The following is a 20,845-nucleotide window of genomic DNA, read 5'->3' as shown; positions in this document are numbered from 1 at the left end:
GTCCGGGTCAGAGCTTGTGGTAGGCGCGGTACCAGTCGACGAAGGCGGGCACGCCCTTGTCGATCGGCGTCGTCGGCGCGAAACCGAGATCGCGCTGGATCGCCGAGATGTCGGCATAGGTGGCGCGCACGTCCCCCGGCTGCATCGGCAGATAGGTCTTCACCGCCTCGCGCCCGCACGCCTGCTCGATCAGGCCGATCATGCGGCTCAGCTGCTCGCTGTTGTTGTTGCCGATATTGTAGAGACGGTGGGGCGAGTGGCTGCCGCCCGCTTTCTCCTCGCCGTCGTCAGGCGGCGGATTGTCATGGCTGGCGACGACGCCCGTGACGATGTCGTCGATATAAGTGAAGTCCCGCTCCATCTGGCCCTCGCCATAGACGGGCAGCGTCTCGCCCGCGAGGATCGCCTTGGTGAAGATCCACATCGCCATGTCGGGCCGGCCCCACGGGCCGTAGACGGTGAAGAAGCGCAAGCCCGTCTGCGGCAGGCGGTAAAGGTGCGAATAGGTCTCGCTCATCAGCTCGTCCGCCTTCTTGGTGGCGGCATAGAGCGAGAGCGGATGATCGACGCGATCCTCGACCCGGAAGGGCAGGGTGGTGTTGCCGCCATAAACGGACGAGCTGGACGCGTAGACGAGGTGCTCGACCCGGCGGTGACGCGCCACCTCCAGCATGTTGAGATGCCCGACCAGGTTCGACTGGACGTAGGCGTGCGGATTCTCGATCGAGTAGCGCACGCCCGCCTGCGCCCCCAGGTGGATGATGCGCTCGAACGCGTGCGGCTTCAGCGCCTCGTCGAGCGCGGCCATGTCGGCGAAATCGACGCGCAGCAGGGTGAAGCGATCCCCGTGCCGCTGGAGGTGCGCGATGCGATCCTCCTTCAGCTGGGGCGAGTAATAATCGTTGACGACGTCGATGCCGATCACGGTGTCGCCGCGCGCCAGCATCCGCTCGGCGGTCTGCATGCCGATGAAGCCGGCAACCCCGGTGATAAGCGTCGTCATGGCTGTTGTGTCATCCGCTTTGCCCCGACGGCCGGTTAACCGGCCGGTGGGGGTGAGGGAAGCGCTTTCGCGCCCGGAACAGTCCCGGCTGGAGGCATCAGCCGGATGAGGAAGCCGTTCGCCCGTCCCGAGCGGCGGCCGAGCTGCGGCAGAAACGCGACGGTGCGCGGCGGGGCGAAGGATTGCACCACCACCTGATGGCCACGTGGCAGGCGCGGGCTGCGGCGCATCAAAGCGGCAATCTCCTCCACCTTGTCTCGCCGCAGCATGTGGACGGACCAGAGCAGCACCGGGCAGGCGCTCGCCCCATGGATGGCGAGCGCGCGGGCGGCGATCGTCTCCACCGGCGCGCGGCGGGAAAGCGGCACGAGCCGGTCGGTGCCCGGACTGTAATAGCCGTAGAACAAGGCGGCCTCGCTGCCGCGGACATAAGGCTGCTCCAGCCCGCCGACCGCGATCGGCGCGCTCGCGCAGGCCGGAATGGCGCGGATCGCCTGCGCACTCTCGCGGAACGGCTCGACCGCCTGCTGCCCCGCATCCACGACACGCAGCGCGCCGAGCAAGGCCGCCGCGAGCAAGGCGGCGGTGGCGAGCGGACGGGGCCGCGCCAGCGCGATCCGGAACACCTCCGCCGCCAGCAGCCAGAAGAAGGGGGCGAGCACGAGAAACAGCCGCCGGCTGAGGATCGGCAGGACGATCACCGAATAGGCGGCGGCGCCCGCGACGGTGAGCGCGATCGCGCAGCAGGCCAGCCCGGCCGGCGTGGCGAGTGCCGCACGCGGTATCGCGGCCTGCGCCGCCACCGCCCGCCACGGCACGCACAGTGCGGCGAGCAGCAGCACCACGAGGCCGAGCGGCGACAGCAGCGAGAGGATCAGCCCCTGCGCAACATAATCGGCAAGCGCCAGCGGCGAGGCGCTGAACCAGACGCCGTTCACGTCCACCACGACGTGCGGTGCCTGCCAGCGCGCCACCAGCTGCGCCGCCATGACGACCAGCAGCGCCACCACGCCCCAGCCGATCCGGCTACGCCATGTCGGCGCGATCACCGCCAGATAGAAAGCGAGCGCGAGCCCGAGCAGCGCAAGATAGCTGTGCACCAACCCACCGACGATCAGCAGCACCGCCAGCGGTGCGTGCGGGCGGGCGCGCCGTTTGAGCAAAGGCAGGATCAAAGCGATGTCGATCGTCACCAGCAAGGCGGCGAGCGCATAGGCGCGCGCCTCGGTGACGACCGACAGGAAGGGGCCGGACAGCGCCGCCGTCGCCAGCGTGGCGAGGAGCGCGAGCCCGCGCACCCGTCGCCGCACCGCATAGGCCAGCACGCCGAGCGTGGCGGCCGAGCAGGCGAGGGCGAGGCCCCGCGCCACGCTCGCCGCATCGCCGCCGGTCAGCAGGCGGAGCAGGCGGACCAGCATGGCATAGGTCGGCGGATGCACGTCCTCCGCGGCGCGCAGCAGCGCGGTGGTCCAGCTTCCGCGCGGATCGCTGAAATAGGCGGTGAACAGCTCGTCCGCCCACAGGCCGTTCGCGTGCAGGCGCAGCGCCGGGACGATCAGCGCCGCCGCGATGGCGAGGATGAGCAGCGGCGTCGCCACGCGCGTCACCAAGCTCGCGCCTCGGACATCGTTCATCGCCTGGCCTCCCGCGCCTGCCTGGCCGCAGCGAAAAGCGTCGCATAGATCGGTTCGATCGCCGCCACGCCCGCGGCAGTCAGGTGGTGCGTGTCCGAGTAGAGCGGACGGCCCGCCAGCGCGAAGCGGCAGCGCGCATCGGGGCAGAGCAGGGGTGTCGGATCAATGACGCGGATGCGCGGGTCGCGTGCCGCCCAGTCCGCCATCGCCGCAGTCACGTCCTGCGTGCGGCGCACATGTTCGGCCGTCGGATAGCGGCTGCGCTCGCCCCACGCGCCGGGCTGCGACAGATAGTGATCGGGCGCGAGGCGATCGGCGTGCGGGGTCGGTCGTTCAAGCGTCACCTGCGCACCGGTGGTCAGCAGGCGCACCACTGCGGCATCGAAGGCGGCGCGATCGAACGGCTCCGGCCACAATGCGATTGCCACGACATGCGCGATGCGGTGCCGGCGGATATCGCGTGCAACGCTTTTCCACACCGGCCAGCGGCAGTTCCGATCCACGCCGTAATCGACGATGCGGCAATTCTGCTTGGTGATGTAGACGGGCACGCCCGCCTGCCGGCCGAGCCGGGCGAGCGCGGCTTTCTGCATCTCGACATGCGAATCGCCGATGAACAGGATGCCACCCGGTCCGGTGACGTCGTTGACGAGGCAGGTCTGTCCGCGCCACTCACGCAGCCGGGAAGCGAAGGTGCAGCGCCCGTCCGGCCGGTCCATCTGCGCACGGAGCAGCGGCTGGACGTCGGCCGGGTAGCGCTGGAGCAACCCCTGGCTTGCCACGAGCGCAGAGCCGGCAAGGCCCGAGAAGAGCAGGAAGCCGAGCAGTAGCAGGGCCGCCCGCCGCCGGCGCGCAAGCCACGCCGCGTGCGATGCGCCGCGCTCGAACAGCCGCCACGACAACAGGCCAAGGCCGTAACCGAGCAGCGTCAGCGCCACCGCTTCCCACCCTGCCGCCGGCCGGCCGAACAGCAGGAAGGCGAAGGCGAGCGGCGGCCAGTGCCACAGATACCAGCTGTAGGAGATGCGTCCGAAATGCTGCGCCCCCGCATTGGTGAAGCAGGCCCGCACCGCGTCGGCCATTCGCTCCTGCACGAGGCACAAGATCGCGGTCGCAGTGACGGCGAGCAGGCCCTGCGTCAGGATGCTGGCAGTGTCGTCATCGAACAGCAGGGCGGCCGCGAACAGGCCGACGATCGCCAGCACGCCCCCGAGGCTCGCCACCGCTGCCGGCATCCGGGCTGCGACACCGCGGGTGTAGAGCTGTGCCACGGCGATCCCGGCGAGGAACTCCCACGTGCGGAACGGCAGCCAGTAGAAGCTGGTCTTGGGGCTGATCCGCTCGACATAGGCGCCAAGCCCAAGCGCCAGCAACCCGACGAGGATGCAGGCGAGCGCCGCCAGTCGCGGCCAACGCCGCAGCGCGATCACCAGCAGCGGGAAGCATAGGTAGAATTGCTCCTCCACGCCCAGCGACCAGGTGTGCAGCAGCGGCTTGCGGAGCGCAGCGTCGAAATAATCGCCCTGCACCCAGAAGACGATGTTCTGCGCATAGAGCGCCTGGCCGAGCAGGCTGGCGCCGTAATTGACCAGATCGCGCGGCGCCATCACCCATGCGGCGACCAGCGTGGCAGCCACCAGCATGGCGAAATAAGCCGGCACCAGCCGGCGGATGCGCCGCGCGAAGAAGGTGGCGAAGCCGATCTCCCCCGCCACCATCGGCTGGAGATAGCGGAGCGCGATGACGAAGCCGGAAATCACGAAGAAGACGTCGACGCCGATATAGCCACCGCGCACGATCCCCGGAAAGCCGTGGAACAGCACGACTGCGATCACCGCAAAGGCGCGCAGCCCGTCGATCACGGGCAGCCGCCGCGCCGCGCCCTCCATGCCCTTGTGCCCCCTCGAGCAGGCCCATCCGCCGGTCTGAGGCGCCTTGACCGCTCCCGCCGCCGCCTCGCTCAACGCGCCCGCTCCCACACCTGCCGGCCGAGATCGTTCGCGCGGCCTGCGAAGATCGAGCCCGGCACCGTCAGATGGCCGGCATCGCGATAGAGCGGGCGACCATCCAGCGTGCCGACGCAGGCGCCGCCGGGGCACATGCCACGTTCCAGGAACACGACCGGTGTGCCGGCGCGCTCGACCTGCGCCAGCATCGCGTTGGTGGGCGCTTCCAGCGGCGCGCGCAGGTCGGGGCGCAGGCGGCAATCCGCAAAGGGGCCAAGTGTCGGCTTGTTCTGGTGCCGCCGCTCCCAGCAGAGGCCCTGGTCGAAGCGCGACGTCGGCGGCGCGGCGATGACGATCACGCGCTTGCCGAGCGCGCGAAGCCGGGTGGCGGTGGTGAGGATCGCATCACGAACGGCGCTCGCCCGGCCATCCGCCGGCACGTCGAGCGCGCCCTTGGGAGACACGAGCGCCGCCTCCGGGTTGAGGAAGCGATCCCAGCGGGAGGCGAGCACCACCACCTGCACGCTCGGCCGCTGGCCGATCGCGGTCAGCGCCGCGTTGTTCCAGGTCAGGCAGCTGCGCGCCTTGCCGCGCTCCGCCAGGCCGCCCCGCTCGGTCACACCCGCCAGCGGCCCGCACATCGCGCGCGTCTGCTGCTCGATCGGGCGCGTCGTCGTCGCATCCAGCCCGGGGATGATGTGGCCGCCATAGGAATCGCCCCACACCAGGATTTCGGGCGCGGGAGACTGGGCGCAACCGGTGGCGAGGCCCGATCCGCGGCGCAGCAGGCACCCCTTGAACCCCTCCGTCTCGACCAGCAGCCGCGCATCGGCATTGCCGCGCACCGCGACAAGGCCGACCGGCACCGCCACCAGCACCGCCGCTGCCACGACAAGCCCGCCGGCCAGCCGCGGCGCGGCCGCGCGGGGCAGGGCGCGAAGCGGCGTCTCCACCAGCCGGAACAGCGCATAGCCGAGCCCGAGGGACGCCGCGACTGCCAGCGCGATCACGGGCGTCGGCAGCTCCCGCTCCATGAACATGATGCGGGCGAAGGCGAAGATCGGCCAATGGACGAGGTAGAGCGAGTAGGAGAAGTCGCCCACCTGAACCAACGGCTGCAGCAGCGGCGTGCGGTTCAGCGCGGCGGAATCGGCGAGGATGATGGCGAGCGTGGCGAGGCAGACGGCCAGCGCGGCGGGCCCCGGATGCGGCAGGCCCGAGCGGATGAGCGGCACCACCAGCAATGTCGCCAGCGCGGGCCACAGCAGCAGGCCCGCAAGCCGGCGCGCCTGCGGATGGCCCGCCGCGAACGCGCCGAGCGAGCCGATGCCCAGCTCCCACGCGCGGGTCGGCAGCAGGAAGAAGGTGGCGGCCGGATTGCGTTGCACCAGCAGCGCGCACAGCGCGAGCGATCCGAGTGTTGCCAGCGCGATGCCGATGATCCGCACGCGCCCGCGCAGCAGCGTCACGGCAAGCGGCAGCAGCAGATAATATTGCTCCTCGATCGCCAGCGACCAGAGGTGCAGCAGCGGCGTCTGCCACGCCTCGCGCGCGAAGTAGCCGGTCTGCTGCCACAGCGTCACGTTGGCGACGAACAGCACCGATCCGATCACCTGATCGCGGAACTCGACGAGCTGGCCGGTGGTGAGCAGGAAGGCCGCTGCGACGACGGTGAGCAGCAGCGTGGCGTAGGCGGCGGGCAGGATGCGCCGCGCACGGTGGAACCAGAAGCCGCGAAAGGTGAAGCGCCCGGCATCCACATCCCGGGCGACGATGCGGGTGATCAGGAAGCCCGAGACGACGAAGAACATGTCGACGCCGAGATAACCCTGCGGCGCCCAGCCCAGGCCGGTATGATAAAGAAGGACGAGCAGCACCGCGACGCCGCGCAGCGCCTGGATGTCCGCCCTGAACGCCGGTGTGGCCGCAGCCCCCGCAGCCATCGCCATCGTGCCTTCCCCCCGCCGGCAAAGCCTAGGATCGGCACGCCGCATCATCAACTCAGCGGGCCGCCGGCCGCGCGAACAGCTCGGGGCTGACGAACAGCGGATTGGCGCGGCGCAGATGCGGCTGGCGCGTCGGCCATTCGCTGGCCTGATCGTAGAAGCCGAACAGGCGATAGCCATGGCCCTCGAGATAGGCCTTCAGCGCCTCGAACGGCACGTGCAGCTTGTTCTCGGGGTTCATGCCCGCTTCCACCTGCACCGCGGCGATGCGGTGCGCGGCGAGCATCCCGGCCGCGCCCTTCAGCACCTCGAGATCATGGCCTTCCGTGTCGATCTTGACGAAATCGATCCGCTGGATGGATCGCGTGGCGCAGAAGGCATCGATCGTGTCGACGGCCACCGCCTCGTCGCCGCCGTCCGCGATGCGGAAAGTGGCCGGATCGGCGCCGAGCGTCAGCGTGGCGGTGCCCGCCTCGCTGCCCAGCGCCAGCGCGTGGACCTCGACCCCGCGCAGCTTCCGCTCGCGGATGCGCTGGGCGCTCGCCGCGGAGGGCTCGAAGCAGTGGATCGCGGCGGATGGAAAGCGGCGCGCGAACTTCTGTGAGGACTGGCCGATATTCGCGCCGACATCGAAGATCATCGCCGGCTTCACCAACCGCGACAGATCGACCAGCACGTCGTCGCCGCGCCGCGGCTCGGTCAACTTGCGCCAGCGCTTGCGCAGGGCATGGGCCAGCCGTTTGCGCGTGATCATCGCTCCACCTGTCCGGCGTGCCGCGCGCGCCATGCCGCCCCGTGCGCGCCGAACAGGTCGGCGCAGCGATCGAGCTCGTCGGCGAACCAGCCTGCGACCGCGCGCCGCACCTCGGGGGCGACGGTGAGGGGTGCTGCGTCCCGCTTGCGATTGTGCCCGGGGTCGAGGCCCGGCAGTCGCTTGCACCAGTCGGCCCCGATCTCCGCGACGATCCGGCGCAGCGATCCGGCGGGATCGGCGACGATGTCGTCGAAGAACAGGATGCCCAGCCGCTCGGCGCCGATGCCTTCGCGCCAGCGCGCGGTGATGTCGCTCAGCAGATGCTGGCGGCGGCGCGCCGGCTCATCGAAGAAGCTGCGCGCGACGGCGAGCGAGCCGTAATCCACCGCACCGAAGCTGCGCTTGCGCGCGTGCATCGCCAGTTCGGACCAGAAACGCTGCACCGGATCGCGCGCCAGCAGGAGCACGCGTGCCTGCGCCAGCACGGGGGCGGCGCGCTCGATCTCGGCCACCGTCATCGAGGCGTACATGGGCGAGATGTCGCCCGACAGGCGGCGACCGGCGGGCGCGAACAGCGCGGCATAGCCCTGCGCGTCGAAGCCCGGCGCCTCGACCAGTGCGCGGGCGGTGCGCAGGAAGGCGCGGTCGGCGCCTATGCCCGGCCCCTTGTTGCGGATGACGCGCTTGGCGATCTCCCACGGCGTCCACCGCATCGCCAGATACGCCTTGCCGCGGTGCTGCGCGAAGCCGCCGTCGAGGTAGCCGAGCTCCTGGATCGGCGGCAGCCAGATGTCGCGGTGCAGCTTCAGCTGGTCGGCCAGCCACGTCGTCGCCGAGCGTTTCGGGCCGATGCAGACGAAATCGGGGCCGAGCGCGCTCATGCTTCGACCCGCTCGCGCCCGGTCAGGCCGAGCAGGGCGAAGTGGCGCTCGATCACCGTGTCCTCGGCGAACCGGCGAACGCCCTCCTCCAGCAGCGCAGGATCGGTCGGGTGATCGAGCTGCGCCCCGATTGCATCGGCGATTGCCGGCACGTCGCCCACCGGCACCACCCGTCCATAGCGGCCGTGGCCCAGCGCCTCGGACGATCCGCTCGGGCAATCGGTGGCGACGAGGCTGCACCCGCACATCATCGCCTCGATCAGGACGTTGGGCAGCCCCTCGAAATGCGATGTCAGCGCGAACACATCGGCACGCGCGAAATAACGCAGCGGATTGGCCACCTTGCCGGGCATGGAGACGCGATCCCCGATGCCGAGCGCGGCGACCTGCGCCTCCAGCTCGGTGCGCGACGGGCCCTCGCCGAAGATGACGAGGCGGATGTCGCGCTTTTGCTCCACCAGCCGGGCGAAGGCGGCGATCAGGTCGCCATGTCCCTTGCGCGGCGACAGCGTGCCGGCGGTGACGACGATCGGCCGGTCCTTGGCGGTGAACCACGGATGCTCGACCGGCTCGCCGATCCGCGCGCGCGACGGTGCGTCGTCGATCAGATTGTGGACGGTGACGTGCGGCGGATCGCGGAAGAAGACGCGATATTCGTCGATCATCGCGGTCGACACGCAGGTCAGCGCGTCCGCCCGCCACATCACCGCGCGCATCGCCTGCCGGAACAGCCACTTCCGGGTGAACGGCCGGTTCGAATAGGTGTAGAAGGGGTTCACCCGGCAGGAGCCGCTGATCTTCGCCCTGGAGCGCGTCAGGATCGCGGCGAGCAGCATCGCGCCGTTCAGATGATCCTGCGAGGAGAAGACCACATCCGGCTGCGCCCGGCGCAGATAGGCGCACAGCGGCCCCACCATCTGCCGCACCGAAGCGCAGCCGAGGATCACCAGGCGGGCGCCGCCCATGTCGGGCAATCCGCTCTGCGGTGCCTCCCCGAACAGCAGCTCCACGTCGTGGCCGCGCGCCGCCAGCGCCCGGGCGAGACGGATCTGCGCCAGCGGCACGCCCGTGAACGAGAAGCGCGCGACCGCAACGCAGATCTTCAGCGGCGCGCTGCGATCTTCAGGATCGGGGGCTGTCATGGCAGGGCCGGGACCGTTACGGCCGCATCCGGCATTGTCAAGGATGCTGCCGGTTCACCGCCCGGGCCACCCGGTCGAGATAGATGTCGATCACGCGCTGCTCGGCATAGTCCCGCTCGGCCCGTGCGCGTGCGCGCCGGCCCATGGCGGTGCGCTCCGCCGCCGTCATGGCGATCATGCGGCGCATCGCTGCGGCCAGCCCGGCGGCATCCTTGGCCGGCACCAGCAGCCCCTCGACCCCGTCCGCCACCACGTCGCGGCACCCGGGCACGTCGGTGGTGATCATCGGCCGGGCGAGCGCGGAGGCCTCCAGCAGCACGCGCGACGTGCCCTCGCGGTACGATGGCAGCACGATCACGTCGGCCGCCGCCATCGGCGCGCGCACATCGTCGACCGGCGGATGATGTTCCACCACGCCCTCGCGCACCCAGGCGGCCACCGTCTCGGCAGGGATGGCGGTGCGGTTCTCCGCGCCGATGCCGCCGAGCAGCCCGAAGCGGACCTCCGGGTGATCCGCCTTCACCATGCGTGCGGCCTCGACATATTCGCCGACGCCCTTGTCCCACAGCATCCGCGCGACCAGCAGGAAGCGCAGCGGCGCGGCGGGATCGTTGGGCGGCGCGGCGGCGAAGCGGTCGAGATCGATGCCCGAGCCCGGCAGCAGCACCGTCCGCTCCGCCCGCACCAGCTTCAGCGCGGCGAACTGCGCGCGATCATCCTCGTTCTGGAAGAATACCGTGTGCGCACCGGCCAGCCCGACACGGTAGAGCCCGCGCACCACGCGGTTGAGCAGGCCCGGCCGCATGAAGCCGGTGCCGAGGCCTGAAATGTTGTTGAGCGTCGGAATGCCGAGCGCGCGCGCGGCAAGTGAGCCATAGACGTTCGGCTTGATCGTGTAGCCGAGCATCGCCGCCGGCCGCTCTCGCGCCAGAATGCGCATGTAGCCGGCAAGCAGCGCGAGATCGCGGCGCGGCGACACGCCCGCACTGTCCATCGCCAGCGGCACCAGCCGGATGCCGGCCCCCTCCAGGATCGCGCGGGAGGCGGTGTCCTCGGGCGTGATCGCCACGACTTCATAGCCGGCGTCGAGCAGTGCGCGCAGCACGCCCATGCGGAAGTTGACGAGGTTCCACGCCGCATTGACGGTGGCGACGATCTTCACGGTCGGGGCGACCCGAGCGCGCGCGCCAGCTCACCGCAGGCGGCGAGGAACTCGTCACGGTAAAGCGGGCGATCCGTCCACGTCCGCGCCGCCGCATCGCTGACCGCGCGGAACGCCGCCGGATCGGTCAGCAGCGCGTCGACCCGCGTGCAGGTGTCCGCCGGTGTGCTGAACCAGATGCCGTTCGCGCCATCCTCGACATAGCGGCCGATCTCGCCGACCGGCGTCACGATCGGCACGAGGCCGAATTGCATCGCCTCGATCACCGCCATGCCCATGCCTTCGGCCCGGCTGGTCTGGATGAAGAAGGCGGATCGCGCCGCATGGTCGGTGATCGCGCCCAGATCGGCCGGGCCGAGGAAGCGGACCGCGTCCTGCAGGTTCAAGGCCGCCACACGGCCTTCCAGCATGGCCTGCTCGCCCCGGTCGGGACCGATGATGTCGAAGCGCGCCTGCGGGTGGCGTGCGTGGATGCAGGCGAAGAACTCGATGGCGAGCTCGATCCGCTTGCGCGGGTGCAGGCGCCCCCAGGTGATGAAGGTCGGCGCTGGGGCGGGCTCCGCCACCCGCTCGATCCGCGTGGTGAGGAAGGAGATCGGGCGGGCACGGCCCTTGAAGGCCTCGCCGAGGCGCAGCGACGCGGTGGACGCGGAATCGGCCCAGATAGCCGCCGCCCGTCTCGCCGTCATCCGGGTCAGCGCGGCATCGATCCAATTGGAATTGTGGATGTTGTGCAGGAACAGCACCAGCCGCGTGCGCGGGCGAAGCACCTTCACGACGAGCCCGACGATGCAGGCACGCCACAGCGACAGGACCAGCACGTCCGGCCGCAGCCGCAGCAGGTGCCGGATCGTGCGCGCGAAGGCGATCGGATTGTTCTCCGGCCCGATGCCCGGCTCCCAGACATAGGCGCGCGGCGGGGCAGGGTGCTTGCTCGCCACATAGGCCTTGCGGAAGGTGAAACCGGCATGGGGTCCGGCAGACACGGTGGCGGCGGCGGTCTCCACGCCGCCGATCCCATCATAGGGAATGACGTGGACGATGCAGGGCGTCGTTTCTTCCGCTTTGTCGGTCATCGCCGGGCCGCCAGCAGGCGGTGGAGCGGCGTGGCGATGCCGAGCGTGCCCGCCAGCAGCAGCAGCAAGCTGCCCCACCGCTCACGCGCACTCGGCCGCTGTGCGAGCAAAGCGGCGCGGAAGCGGCGCGCGGCCGCCAGATCGTGCAGGCGCAGGCTGGTGCGCAGCCGGCCGAGCAGGAAGCGGCGGCGGTTCGCATCGGCGCGCAAGAGATCGCGCGCGAAGGCAAGGCTCGCCTCCACGTTGGAGCGCGCGCTCATCCGCGTGTCGCCGCCGGTCGAGATGACGACGCCGGGCACCGGATCGAAGCCGATCCGCTCGCCATTGCGCTGCGCGGCGAGCACGAAGCCCCAGTCCTGATGCTTGGCCAGTGTCTGGTCGAACGTCGTGCCCCGCAGCTTGTGAGGCGCGACGGACAGGGCGGAGGAGCGTGCATCGCCGCCCTGCGCGAAGATATAATCCTCGATCTCGCCACCGTCATAGCCTGCGATCGGCGGATCCCAGGTGCGGGCGCCGTCGTCCAGCCGGAACCGCCCGATCACCACGCTCGCGCCCGTCTCCGCGTGGAGCCTGCGGCGGCGGGCGGCGTGGCCGGAAAGGTGGTGATCGTCCGAATCGAGGAACAGGACGATCTCGCCGCGCGCCTCGGCAAGGCCGATGGCGCGGGAATGGGCGGCATTGGTGCGCGCCGGCTTCAGGATCAGCCGCGCGCGCGGATCGGCCGCGACGATCGCCGCGAGCGCCGCGGCATCGTCCGAGCGGTCGTCGACGATCAGCAGTTCCGCGTGCGGATCGTCAATCGAGGCAAGCGCGCGCGCGAGCGTCGCTTCGCTATTCCATGTCGGGATGACGACGCTGACGGCGGGCACGGTCATGCCATAGCTACCTGCGCACCGCCGGCAGTGTCGCCGATCACCGCTTCGTACGATCCCGTCGCGACGATCTGGCCGCCATCGAGGCGGATGATGGTGGAGCAGTGGCGCAGCGTGCTCAGCCGGTGCGCGACGATGATCACGGTGAGGTCGGCATCGAGCTGGCGGATCGACTCCATCACCGCCGCCTCCGTATCCGCATCCAGCGCGCTGGTCGCCTCGTCGAGCACCAGCACCGGGCGGCGGGCGTAGAGCGCGCGGGCGAGGCCGATGCGCTGCCGCTGGCCGCCCGACAGGCGCATGCCCTGTTCGCCGACGGTGCTGGCATAGCCATCGGGCAACGCCTCGATGAACTCGGCGGCATGCGCCGCCGCCGCCGCGGCGCGCACCCGCGTCATGTCGATCGCGGCCGCGTCATGCCCGATGGCGATGTTGGCGGCGAGCGTGTCGTCGGACAGGAACACCGCCTGCGGCACGTGATTGATGTTCGCCTGCCAGCGAAACCGGTCCTGCGCGGTGGCGAGCGGCGCGCCATCGACGAGCACGGCGCCCTGCTGCGGCTCGAGCAGGCCCATCAGCAGGTCGAGCACCGTGCTCTTGCCGCTGCCGGTACGGCCGACCAGCCCGACGCGCGCGCCCTTCGGGATGGTCAGCGAAACATCGCTCAGCACCGGCCCTGCCGCACCATAAGCGAAGGACACGCCGGACAGCCCGACCTCCTTGGCGAAGGGGAGCGGCGCCGCGGCACGATCCGGCCGCTCGACCGGCTGGTCGAGCACGTCGAGCACGTTGGTCAGGTTCACATAGTTGGTCATCATCTGCGACCAGCCGAAATAGACCTGCTGGAGGAGCGGCATCAGCCGCTGCGCCCCGACCGCCAGTGCGCCGAGCGCCGGCAGCGCCGCGACGAGCCCGCCCGGCTGGCGCGACATGAAGATGGCCAGCACCGCGATGAGCACGAGGCCCATGCCCTCGACGAGGTAGCGCGGTGCGTTGGCGAGCAGGGTGGTCAGCGACTGCGCGTCGCGAAACTGCCGGTCCAGCCGCGCGAACTTGGCGAGATAGAGCGGCTGTGCGCGTTCGATCAGCACGTCGCGAATGCCGCCCATGCCCTCCTGCACGGCCTGGATGCGCGTCGTTAGCAGCGACGAGAGCCGCCCGCTGTTGCGCTGGAGCACGCGCTTGATGGTCAGCGAGATGACCACGTACACGCCGCCGAACCCGCCCACCGCCAGCGCCGCCAGCAGCGGGTCCACCCAGGCGAGGGTGGCGACGATGAAGATCATCACGGTGAACGAGATCACGCCCTGCATCAGCGGCTGCAGGAACAGGTTGGTGATCGTGTTCACCTTCTGGATGCCGGCCTGCACCTCCGCGCTGTTGTGCAGCGTGTGGTAGATGTAGCTCTGGTGCAGCAGGTGATCGTAGAGCTGCACGCCGAGATCGTGGCCGACGCCGAACACGAATTTCTGCGTGCTGCGCAGCAGCAGCAGGCGGATGACGGTGCAGGCGATCGCAGCGACGACGAACAGCGCGGTGATCGCCGGCAGCAAGGTCGCCTCGGTCAGGCCGACCGCGCGGGTGATGCGCGTGAACAGGTCGAACCGCCGCATCTGCTCGGGTGCGGCGAGCAGGGTCAGCAGCGGCAGCGTCGCGCCGATGCTGACCATCTCGGCGAACGCGCCCAGCAGCATGAACAGCGACAGGCGCGTCGCCTGCCGCCGCCGGCGGTCGCTCAGGCGGGCGAACAGGCGCCGCACCGCCGCCATCATGTCGTTCGTGCTGGCGTCGTTGGGGTGAACCTTGGCGACGGGCGTCAGGGTCACCGGAGCCGCTTGCGGGGGTGGCATCGCACGCATCGTCAATAGGTCCGGTCGGAGCCGCTGCATTCGAGGCAGATCCCGTCCTCGAACAGGTAGAACCGGTAAGGAAACCACGAATAAGCGTGGTCGCCGTAGTTGATGAACGTGAAGAACACGACGAGGTAGAGAAGGATGCTGCCGACCGCGTAGAGCTGCCGCTGCTGCTGCGTCTTGGCAAAGGCGTCCGGCAGTCGCGCATAGACGAAGCATTGCACCGGCAGCAGATATAGGCCGAGCCGGTCCACCACGGTTGACGACTGGAACAGCAGCACCGCCGGGACGGCGGCGACCGCCGCCGCGCTCAACGCGGTCCAGGCGATCCGGTCGCTGCCCTGCAGGGCGAATTGCCTGCGGAAGATCAGATACAGTGCGCCGGGAACCGCACCCATGAACGCGCGGATCAGAGCGCCCGAGGATTCGGCCTCTGCCTCGACATAGGCGCTGACGAGCGTGTCCGTGCGGTCGGCGATCAGCGTGCGGAAGGCGAGGATGGTGACGCCTGCCACGATCGCCGCGACCACCAGCCGGTTTCGCCGGCTGGCGATGCCGCCGAGCGGGATCAGCGCCAGCGCCGTCGCGTGGAACAGCGCCCCGATGGCAACCCAGATCGTATAGCGCCCCACCTTCTCGCGGCTGAGCGCGAGCATCCCGATCATGATGAACGAGATGGCGATGCCCTGGCGGATATAGCCCATGCCGCAGACGACGACGAGGTAGGGGAAGGCCACCGTCATGCACAGCCACGGCCGCGGTTGCGACAGGCTGAACAGCATCAGCGCCACCGCCATGACGATGCCGCTGAACATGGTGATAACGACGATGCCGGTCGGGAACTGCGCGGCGAAAAGCGACAGCAGCGTATAGCCGATGTCCTTCGTCCCGCTGCTCGCCTGACCCACCGTCAGCCAGTAGAACGGCTGGAGGTTGGTGTAATAATTGCCCCAGTCGCCGCCGGTCTTCCAGCGGCCGCCGATGAACAGCGCCAGCGCGATGGTGAAGACGATCCAGAGGAAATTAATGCGCTGGTTGGCCTTCTCGTTGCCCTGTTCCAGCAGGGCCATCAGCGCCGCAAAGCCGAGGAAGATCCAGTAGATCAGCACCGGCCCTGCCACCCCATCAGCATCAGCACGGACCAGAGCGCGCCCGTCCAGTCGTGCGTGCCGCGCTGATGCTGTTCCCACCGGGTCCGCACCGCACGCGCGTCCAGCCCCTCGACCTGCGCGAGCGCGGCCGGCGCCAGCAGCGCTTCGGCCCAGGGCCGAAGAGGCCCGCGCAGCCAGCGGCCGAGCGGCACGCCGAAGCCCGCCTTGGGCCGCTCGATCAACGCGCGCGGTACATGGCGATAGAGCAACTGCCGCATCAGCCACTTGCTCTGCCCGTCGCGGATCTTGAGCGACAGCGGCGTCGCCCAGGCGCAGGCGATCACGTCGCGGTCGAGCATCGGCGCGCGCACTTCCAGGCTCACCGCCATCGATGCGCGATCCACCTTGGTCATGATGTCGTCCGGCAGGTAGGAGAGGATGTCCCAGTACATCATCTGCTCCTCCCGGCTCAGCCCATCGATCGGCTCTGCCGCCGGCAGCGCCAGCCGTGCAGGGTGCGCGATCGGCACGCCGGCGTGCCATTCCTCCGTGAACGCCGCGTAAATTTCGGCAAGCTCCCCGCCCGAGCGCATCGCACGCGCCACCTTGTGCACCTTGTTGCCGAGCATGGGCAATGCGGGCACGAAGGGCAGACCGCCCAGCCGGTCGAGCATATCGGCGGACACCGCGCCGAGCAACCGGCCGAGCCCGCGCCGCCCGCTTGCCGGCACCAGCGACAGGCGATCGAAGATCCGGCTCGTCATGGTGTAGCGGTTGTAGCCGCCGAACAGCTCGTCCCCGCCATCGCCGGACAGCGCGACGGTGACGTGGCGCCGCGTCACCCGGCTGAGGATGTGCGTCGCGATCTGCGAGGAATCGGCGAACGGCTCGTCATAGATGGACGGCATCGCCGCGATCACGTCGACGGACTCGTCGGCGGTTACGTAATGCTGGTGATGCTCGGTGCCGAGATGCCGGGCGATGGCGGCGGCGTGCGGCGCCTCGTCATGCTCGGGCTCGGCGAAGCCGATGGTGAAGGTGCGCACGCGCGAGCCGATGGCGCGCTGCATCAAGGCGACGATCAGCGACGAATCGACGCCGCCCGACAGGAAGGCGCCGATCGGCACGTCCGCCATGGTCTGCTGCGCGACGGCGGTGGAGAGCGTCCGCTCCAGCTCGGCCAGCGCGCGGTCGGGATCATGCTCGGGCGCGCGCTTCCCCGCGCGCACTACCTCGGCCAGCGACCAGTAGCGGCTGCACGCCAGCCCCGGCGCACGCGACGGAACGGCCGGGGGTAGTACCGGCGGTGCAGCGATGGTGCGCGCGTCCAGCGTCACGATCGTGCCCGGCATCACCTTGTAGATGCCGCGGTGGATGCTGAACGGCGCGGGCACGTAGTTGAACCGCAGGTAAAGCGCGGTGATGTCGGGATCGCTCTCCGCGACGAAGCCCGGCACCGCCCGGATCGACGCCAGGCTGGAGGCGAACAGCAATTTGTCGCCAGTCCAGCCGTAGAAGAGCGGCTTCTCGCCCACCCGATCGCGGGCGAGACTGAGCTGCCGCGTTTCGCGATCCCACAGGCCCAGCGCGAACATGCCGCTGCACCGCTGCAGGGCACCCTCAAGGCCCCAGCGCGCAATCGCCTCGATCAGCGTCTCCGTGTCCGAATGGCCGCGCCACTCGATCGCCTCCAGCGCCTCCAGCTCGCGGCGGAGCAGCGCGTGATTGTAGATCTCGCCGTTGAACGTCAGGACGTAGCGGCCGCAGCGCGAGTGAAAGGGCTGCTGCCCCGCCTCCGACAGATCGACGATCGACAGGCGGCGATGGCCGAAACCGATGCCGGCCGCCTCGTCGCGCCACACGCCGGAGCCGTCGGGTCCGCGGTGCGCCAGCGCGTCCGCCATGGCGCGGACGGTGGCTTCCTCGACGCGGCCCGTGGTCAGCAATCCCGCAATGCCGCACATCAGGCGTCGCCTTCCAGATCGGCCAGTGCGTTGAGCGAGATCAGTTCGCGAGGTGTCGCGATCGGCAGCGCCTCGATCCTGTGCCCGTCCTCCGCAAGGCGGCAGACGATCTGGAGGAAGCCATGCTCGCCCTGGGCGCGGTCATGCGCCGCGGCGGAGGCGCGCAGGGCCGCCAGCACGGGGGCCGCCTCGAACACGAACAGACCGATGTCGCGCTCGCCCGCGCCCGGTTCGACGCCGCGCCCGCGCGTCTCGTCCAGCGCCACGACCCGGCCGTCCGCATCGCGCGACACGACGGTATAGGCCCTGTCGACCCGAGCGGACGGAAAGGTCAGTGCGGCGCCGCTTTGCCGGTGGTGCGCCAGCGTCGCCGCGATCGTCTCCGCCGAGAGATAGGGGATGTCGCCCCACGCCAGCAGCACCGTCCGTGCACCTGCCGCTGCCGGCGAATCTTCGAAGCGCAGCACCGCATCGCCCATGCCCGTCGGCACCGCCTGCTCGACCAGCTGCCCGCTCATGCCCGCGCCGTTAAGGAAGGCGGCGATCGGATCGCGCCCGGCCGGCGAGACGATGATCGTCGGCGCAGGATCATAAGGTCCGAGCACGTCGAGCAACCGCCCGAGGATCGGGCGGCCTTCGGCGGGGTGGAGGGTCTTCGGATAGGGCAGGCCGGCGCGGGTGCCGGCACCGGCGGCGGCAATCAGCACACGCAGGTCAGCCATCAAAATCCGGCCCCACCTGCCCGCGCAGACCCCGCATCACCGCCAGCGGCACCAGCCGCCGCTGCCGCCCGAGGAGCACGCCCGCCAGCGTCCCCCAGCCGTTGCGCGTGCCATAGCGCGCCAGCCCAACGCCGAGCGTCAGCACGTTGCGCAGCGCAACCTTGTCGAAATAGCGCCGGTTCAGCACCAGCGTGTTCTTGAGGTAATAATAGAGCTTCGCCGGGGTCAGCCCGCGCTGCGCCACGTCCGGATGATAGTGCCGGGCGGCAAGCACGGAGCGGACCTCGCCCGCGCGGCGCAGGCGGAAGAAATAATCCACCTCGTCGCCGAACATGAAGAAGCGGGTATCCACCGTTCCCGCCGCCTCAATCGCGGCGCGGCTGACGAGCGCGCCGTTGAACAGGTGTGCGAACGGATAGCTGCCCTGCGGCGCCGCCTGCTCCAGCTCGGAGAGGGTCGGCAGCTTGCGCGGGCGTCCGGCGACGACCGGCAGGCCTGCACGGTCGAGCAGGGGAAAGGGGAAGACGAAGTGGCTCGGCTGGTCCTCGCGCAGCACGACGGACGACGCGCAGGCGATGCCCGGCCCGATCGCCGCCTCCAGCGCCGCGAGCGCGCGCGCGTCGGGATAGCCGTCATCGTCCATCAGCCACACCGCGTCGAACCCGCCGTCGCGGCACGCGGCGATGGCGCGGTTCCACCCGCCGGCCGAGCCGAGATTGGCCTGGTCGATATGCGCGACGCCGCGGGCGTCGAGCATCTCCACCGTGCCGTCGGTGCTGGCATTGTTGATGACGACGATGTCGTCCGGCACGCGCGTCTGCGCCCGGACGTGATCGACACAGCGCGCCAGGAGGTCGCGCCGATTGTGCGTCACGATCGCGGCGAGGATCTTCACGCGGCGACGCCCGCCAGTGCGGCGGAGAGCTGGCCCCATCCGGCATGCCCCGCACCGATGCGGATGGCGTCGATCCCCGCGGCCTGCGCGGCGGCGAGGCCGGCGGCGCTGTCCTCGAACACCAGCGCATCGCGCGCAGCGACGCCGGTCCGCGCCAAAGCGGCGAGGAAGCCGTCCGGCGCCGGCTTGGCGCGCGTCACGTCGTCGGCGGTGATGACGCACTCGAACCGGTCCGCCAGCCCGATCGAGGCCAGCGTCCGCTCCACCGTCTCGCGTGCGCCCGAGGTGCACAGCGCCAGCCGGTGCCCCGCCGCGGCCGCATGCGCGACGAACGCGCCTGCCCCCGCCACTTCGCGCACCGCCGCCAGCCCGTTTCGCGCCGCTGCGCGCTTGGCGGCGACCAGCGCCGCGACCGTCGCCGCCTCTGCCGGGCGCCCCGCGCCTGCCAGCAAGGTGCGCACCGCGGCATCGGTGGCAAAGCCCTCGATCGTCGCATAGTCCACCGCAATCCCATGCGGCGCGAAGGCGGCGGAGAAAGCGGCGGCGTGGATCGGCGACGTATCCGCCAGCGTGCCGTCGAGATCGAAGATGAACAGCCGGCGCCGCGCCAGCAACGCCTCAGGCGTGGCCATAGCGGCGCGCCCCAGGCAGACGCTCGAGCTGGGCGAGGATCAGCCGCACGATCGCCTCGCCGTCATGCTTGCCCGGCTCGGCCCGCGATTCGAGATCGGCGACGAGCCGCTCGATCGGCAAATCGGCAAATTGCTCGGCATCGTCGTCGACATAGGTCTCGTCGGGCTTGATGCGGCTGGAATTGATCAGCGCGACGTGGATCAGATCCTCCGTCGCCACGCGCCGCTCCTCGCCCATCCGCAGGAAGCGGAGCGCACCGACGACGAAGTCCGACGTGCGATAACGCGGCGTCTCGTAATCCGCGCCGATATTGGTCACGAACACCTTCAGCGCGCGCACATTGCCCGCAATCGCGCCCGCCAGCCCACGTGACATGTAGGTCGGGTAGAGCGAGCTGTGCTGCGTGCCGGCCGAATAGATGATCGCATCCGCCTGCTCGATCGCCAGCCGCGCCCCCGGCGACAGCCGCACCGGCGTGTGCCGCTGTGCGAGGAAGCGCGCGCGATCCGCCGGCTGCAGCCGCCCCAGCGCCGCCGGATCGACGGCATGTTCGAGCAGGAAGAGCCGGGCGATGCGATCGTTGGAGCGCAGCTCGACGATCTCCGCCTCGGTGCCGAGGATCGAACCGTCCTCGCGCTCCGCCGCCAGCCAGCGATCGTCGCAGCTGTTCGGCAGCACCAGCCCGCGCAGGCGGAACAGCCGGTCCACCGCCGCCACCGTCTCCTCCATGTCCCGCGCATGGGCGAGGAAGGCGCCGGCATAGAGGATGTTCATCAGCGCGCAGTCGTCAAAGGCGAAGGGCCGCCCCATCACCGCCTCCGCCAGCGGCAGCGCATCGAGGAACAGGTGGGTCCAGCCGCGCAGCACCTCGGCGATGCGCGGGGGCAGGGGGCCGATCCCCGCCAGATGCTCGTCCCCGTCGCGAAAGCGCGTCAGCGTGGCCAGCGCCTCGTCGCGGCCGGTCTGCGCGGGGAAGCGATGGTCGAATAGCGCGCGCGTCGCCGGCAGCGCCTCATCCTCGGGCAGCATCAGCGACTGCACCTTGCGCAGGTCGGATGGGCCCAGCATGCCGAAAAAGCGCCTGATTTCGCCGGTCGATTTGCCGTCGTCATACGCATTGACGATGGAGGTCAGCCGCAGGCCCGGCACGCCGAGCAATGCCGGCACCAGCGTCGCCGCACCGCGCCCGCCATTGAGAACGACGACATTCAGCATCGCCGCCCCCGCGCGCGCTTGATCCGAAGCATCTCGGCCCCTCCGAGTACCTCCTA

Annotated in this window: 17 protein-coding genes; all 17 read right to left on the bottom strand. The window is 70.1% G+C overall.

Features of this window, described 5'->3' with window-relative positions; genetic code table 11:
- Positions 1 to 7: 7 nt before the first annotated feature.
- The 17 genes from BM360_RS11575 to BM360_RS11495 are packed head-to-tail and all read right to left on the bottom strand — an operon-like array spanning position 8 to position 20,789.
- Positions 8 to 1,003 carry a GDP-mannose 4,6-dehydratase gene (locus BM360_RS11575; protein WP_093314783.1) on the bottom strand — a complete coding sequence of 332 codons (996 nt, stop codon included), beginning with the start codon at positions 1,001 to 1,003 and terminating at the stop codon, positions 8 to 10.
- Positions 1,004 to 1,038: 35 nt separating this feature from the next.
- Positions 1,039 to 2,637: a hypothetical protein gene (locus BM360_RS11570; RefSeq protein ID WP_093314781.1), complete on the bottom strand. Its 1,599-nt coding sequence runs from the start codon at positions 2,635 to 2,637 to the stop codon at positions 1,039 to 1,041.
- Positions 2,634 to 4,601 (bottom strand): acyltransferase family protein, encoded by a 1,968-nt coding sequence (locus BM360_RS11565; protein ID WP_131819259.1) that lies wholly within the window; start codon positions 4,599 to 4,601, stop codon positions 2,634 to 2,636. Before BM360_RS11565 ends, BM360_RS11570 begins: the two co-directional genes overlap by 4 nt.
- Positions 4,598 to 6,532, bottom strand: coding sequence for an acyltransferase family protein (locus BM360_RS11560; RefSeq protein ID WP_165611293.1), 1,935 nt, complete (start codon positions 6,530 to 6,532; stop codon positions 4,598 to 4,600). Before BM360_RS11560 ends, BM360_RS11565 begins: the two co-directional genes overlap by 4 nt.
- Before the next feature lie 52 nt (positions 6,533 to 6,584).
- Positions 6,585 to 7,283, bottom strand: coding sequence for an FkbM family methyltransferase (locus tag BM360_RS11555; protein WP_165611292.1), 699 nt, complete (start codon positions 7,281 to 7,283; stop codon positions 6,585 to 6,587).
- On the bottom strand, positions 7,280 to 8,164 hold the full coding sequence (locus BM360_RS11550) for a sulfotransferase (RefSeq protein WP_093314773.1): 885 nt from the start codon (positions 8,162 to 8,164) through the stop codon (positions 7,280 to 7,282). Before BM360_RS11550 ends, BM360_RS11555 begins: the two co-directional genes overlap by 4 nt.
- Positions 8,161 to 9,306, bottom strand: a complete 1,146-nt coding sequence (locus BM360_RS11545; RefSeq protein WP_093314771.1) for a glycosyltransferase — start codon at positions 9,304 to 9,306, stop codon at positions 8,161 to 8,163. Before BM360_RS11545 ends, BM360_RS11550 begins: the two co-directional genes overlap by 4 nt.
- 37 nt (positions 9,307 to 9,343) lie before the next feature.
- Complete coding sequence (locus tag BM360_RS11540) at positions 9,344 to 10,468, bottom strand: glycosyltransferase family 4 protein (RefSeq protein WP_207544585.1); 1,125 nt, start codon at positions 10,466 to 10,468, stop codon at positions 9,344 to 9,346.
- Positions 10,465 to 11,544: a glycosyltransferase family 4 protein gene (locus BM360_RS11535; RefSeq protein WP_093314769.1), complete on the bottom strand. Its 1,080-nt coding sequence runs from the start codon at positions 11,542 to 11,544 to the stop codon at positions 10,465 to 10,467. The genes BM360_RS11540 and BM360_RS11535 overlap by 4 nt, the downstream gene beginning before the upstream one ends.
- Positions 11,541 to 12,419: a glycosyltransferase family 2 protein gene (locus BM360_RS11530; protein WP_093314767.1), complete on the bottom strand. Its 879-nt coding sequence runs from the start codon at positions 12,417 to 12,419 to the stop codon at positions 11,541 to 11,543. Before BM360_RS11530 ends, BM360_RS11535 begins: the two co-directional genes overlap by 4 nt.
- Positions 12,416 to 14,242, bottom strand: a complete 1,827-nt coding sequence (locus BM360_RS11525; RefSeq protein WP_165611291.1) for an ABC transporter ATP-binding protein — start codon at positions 14,240 to 14,242, stop codon at positions 12,416 to 12,418. The genes BM360_RS11530 and BM360_RS11525 overlap by 4 nt, the downstream gene beginning before the upstream one ends.
- A 35-nt stretch (positions 14,243 to 14,277) precedes the next feature.
- Positions 14,278 to 15,378 (bottom strand): EpsG family protein, encoded by a 1,101-nt coding sequence (locus BM360_RS11520; protein ID WP_131819258.1) that lies wholly within the window; start codon positions 15,376 to 15,378, stop codon positions 14,278 to 14,280.
- Positions 15,372 to 17,324 (bottom strand): asparagine synthase (glutamine-hydrolyzing), encoded by a 1,953-nt coding sequence (asnB, locus tag BM360_RS11515; RefSeq protein WP_093314761.1) that lies wholly within the window; start codon positions 17,322 to 17,324, stop codon positions 15,372 to 15,374. The genes BM360_RS11520 and asnB overlap by 7 nt, the downstream gene beginning before the upstream one ends.
- The gene (locus BM360_RS11510) at positions 17,324 to 18,046 is read right to left on the bottom strand and encodes an NTP transferase domain-containing protein (protein WP_093314759.1); all 723 of its coding nucleotides are present in this window, start codon (positions 18,044 to 18,046) and stop codon (positions 17,324 to 17,326) included. Before BM360_RS11510 ends, asnB begins: the two co-directional genes overlap by 1 nt.
- The gene (locus BM360_RS11505; protein ID WP_165611290.1) at positions 18,039 to 18,941 is read right to left on the bottom strand and encodes a glycosyltransferase; all 903 of its coding nucleotides are present in this window, start codon (positions 18,939 to 18,941) and stop codon (positions 18,039 to 18,041) included. Before BM360_RS11505 ends, BM360_RS11510 begins: the two co-directional genes overlap by 8 nt.
- Positions 18,938 to 19,573 (bottom strand): HAD family hydrolase, encoded by a 636-nt coding sequence (locus BM360_RS11500; protein WP_093314755.1) that lies wholly within the window; start codon positions 19,571 to 19,573, stop codon positions 18,938 to 18,940. Before BM360_RS11500 ends, BM360_RS11505 begins: the two co-directional genes overlap by 4 nt.
- Positions 19,560 to 20,789: a 2-phospho-L-lactate transferase CofD family protein gene (locus BM360_RS11495; protein WP_093314753.1), complete on the bottom strand. Its 1,230-nt coding sequence runs from the start codon at positions 20,787 to 20,789 to the stop codon at positions 19,560 to 19,562. Before BM360_RS11495 ends, BM360_RS11500 begins: the two co-directional genes overlap by 14 nt.
- Between the last annotated feature and the right edge of the window lie 56 nt (positions 20,790 to 20,845).

Source organism: Sphingomonas jatrophae (assembly GCF_900113315.1).
GTDB lineage: Bacteria > Pseudomonadota > Alphaproteobacteria > Sphingomonadales > Sphingomonadaceae > Sphingomonas_P > Sphingomonas_P jatrophae.
Note: the sequence above shows the minus strand (reverse complement) of the source record. Positions and strands in the feature narration are given on the sequence as shown.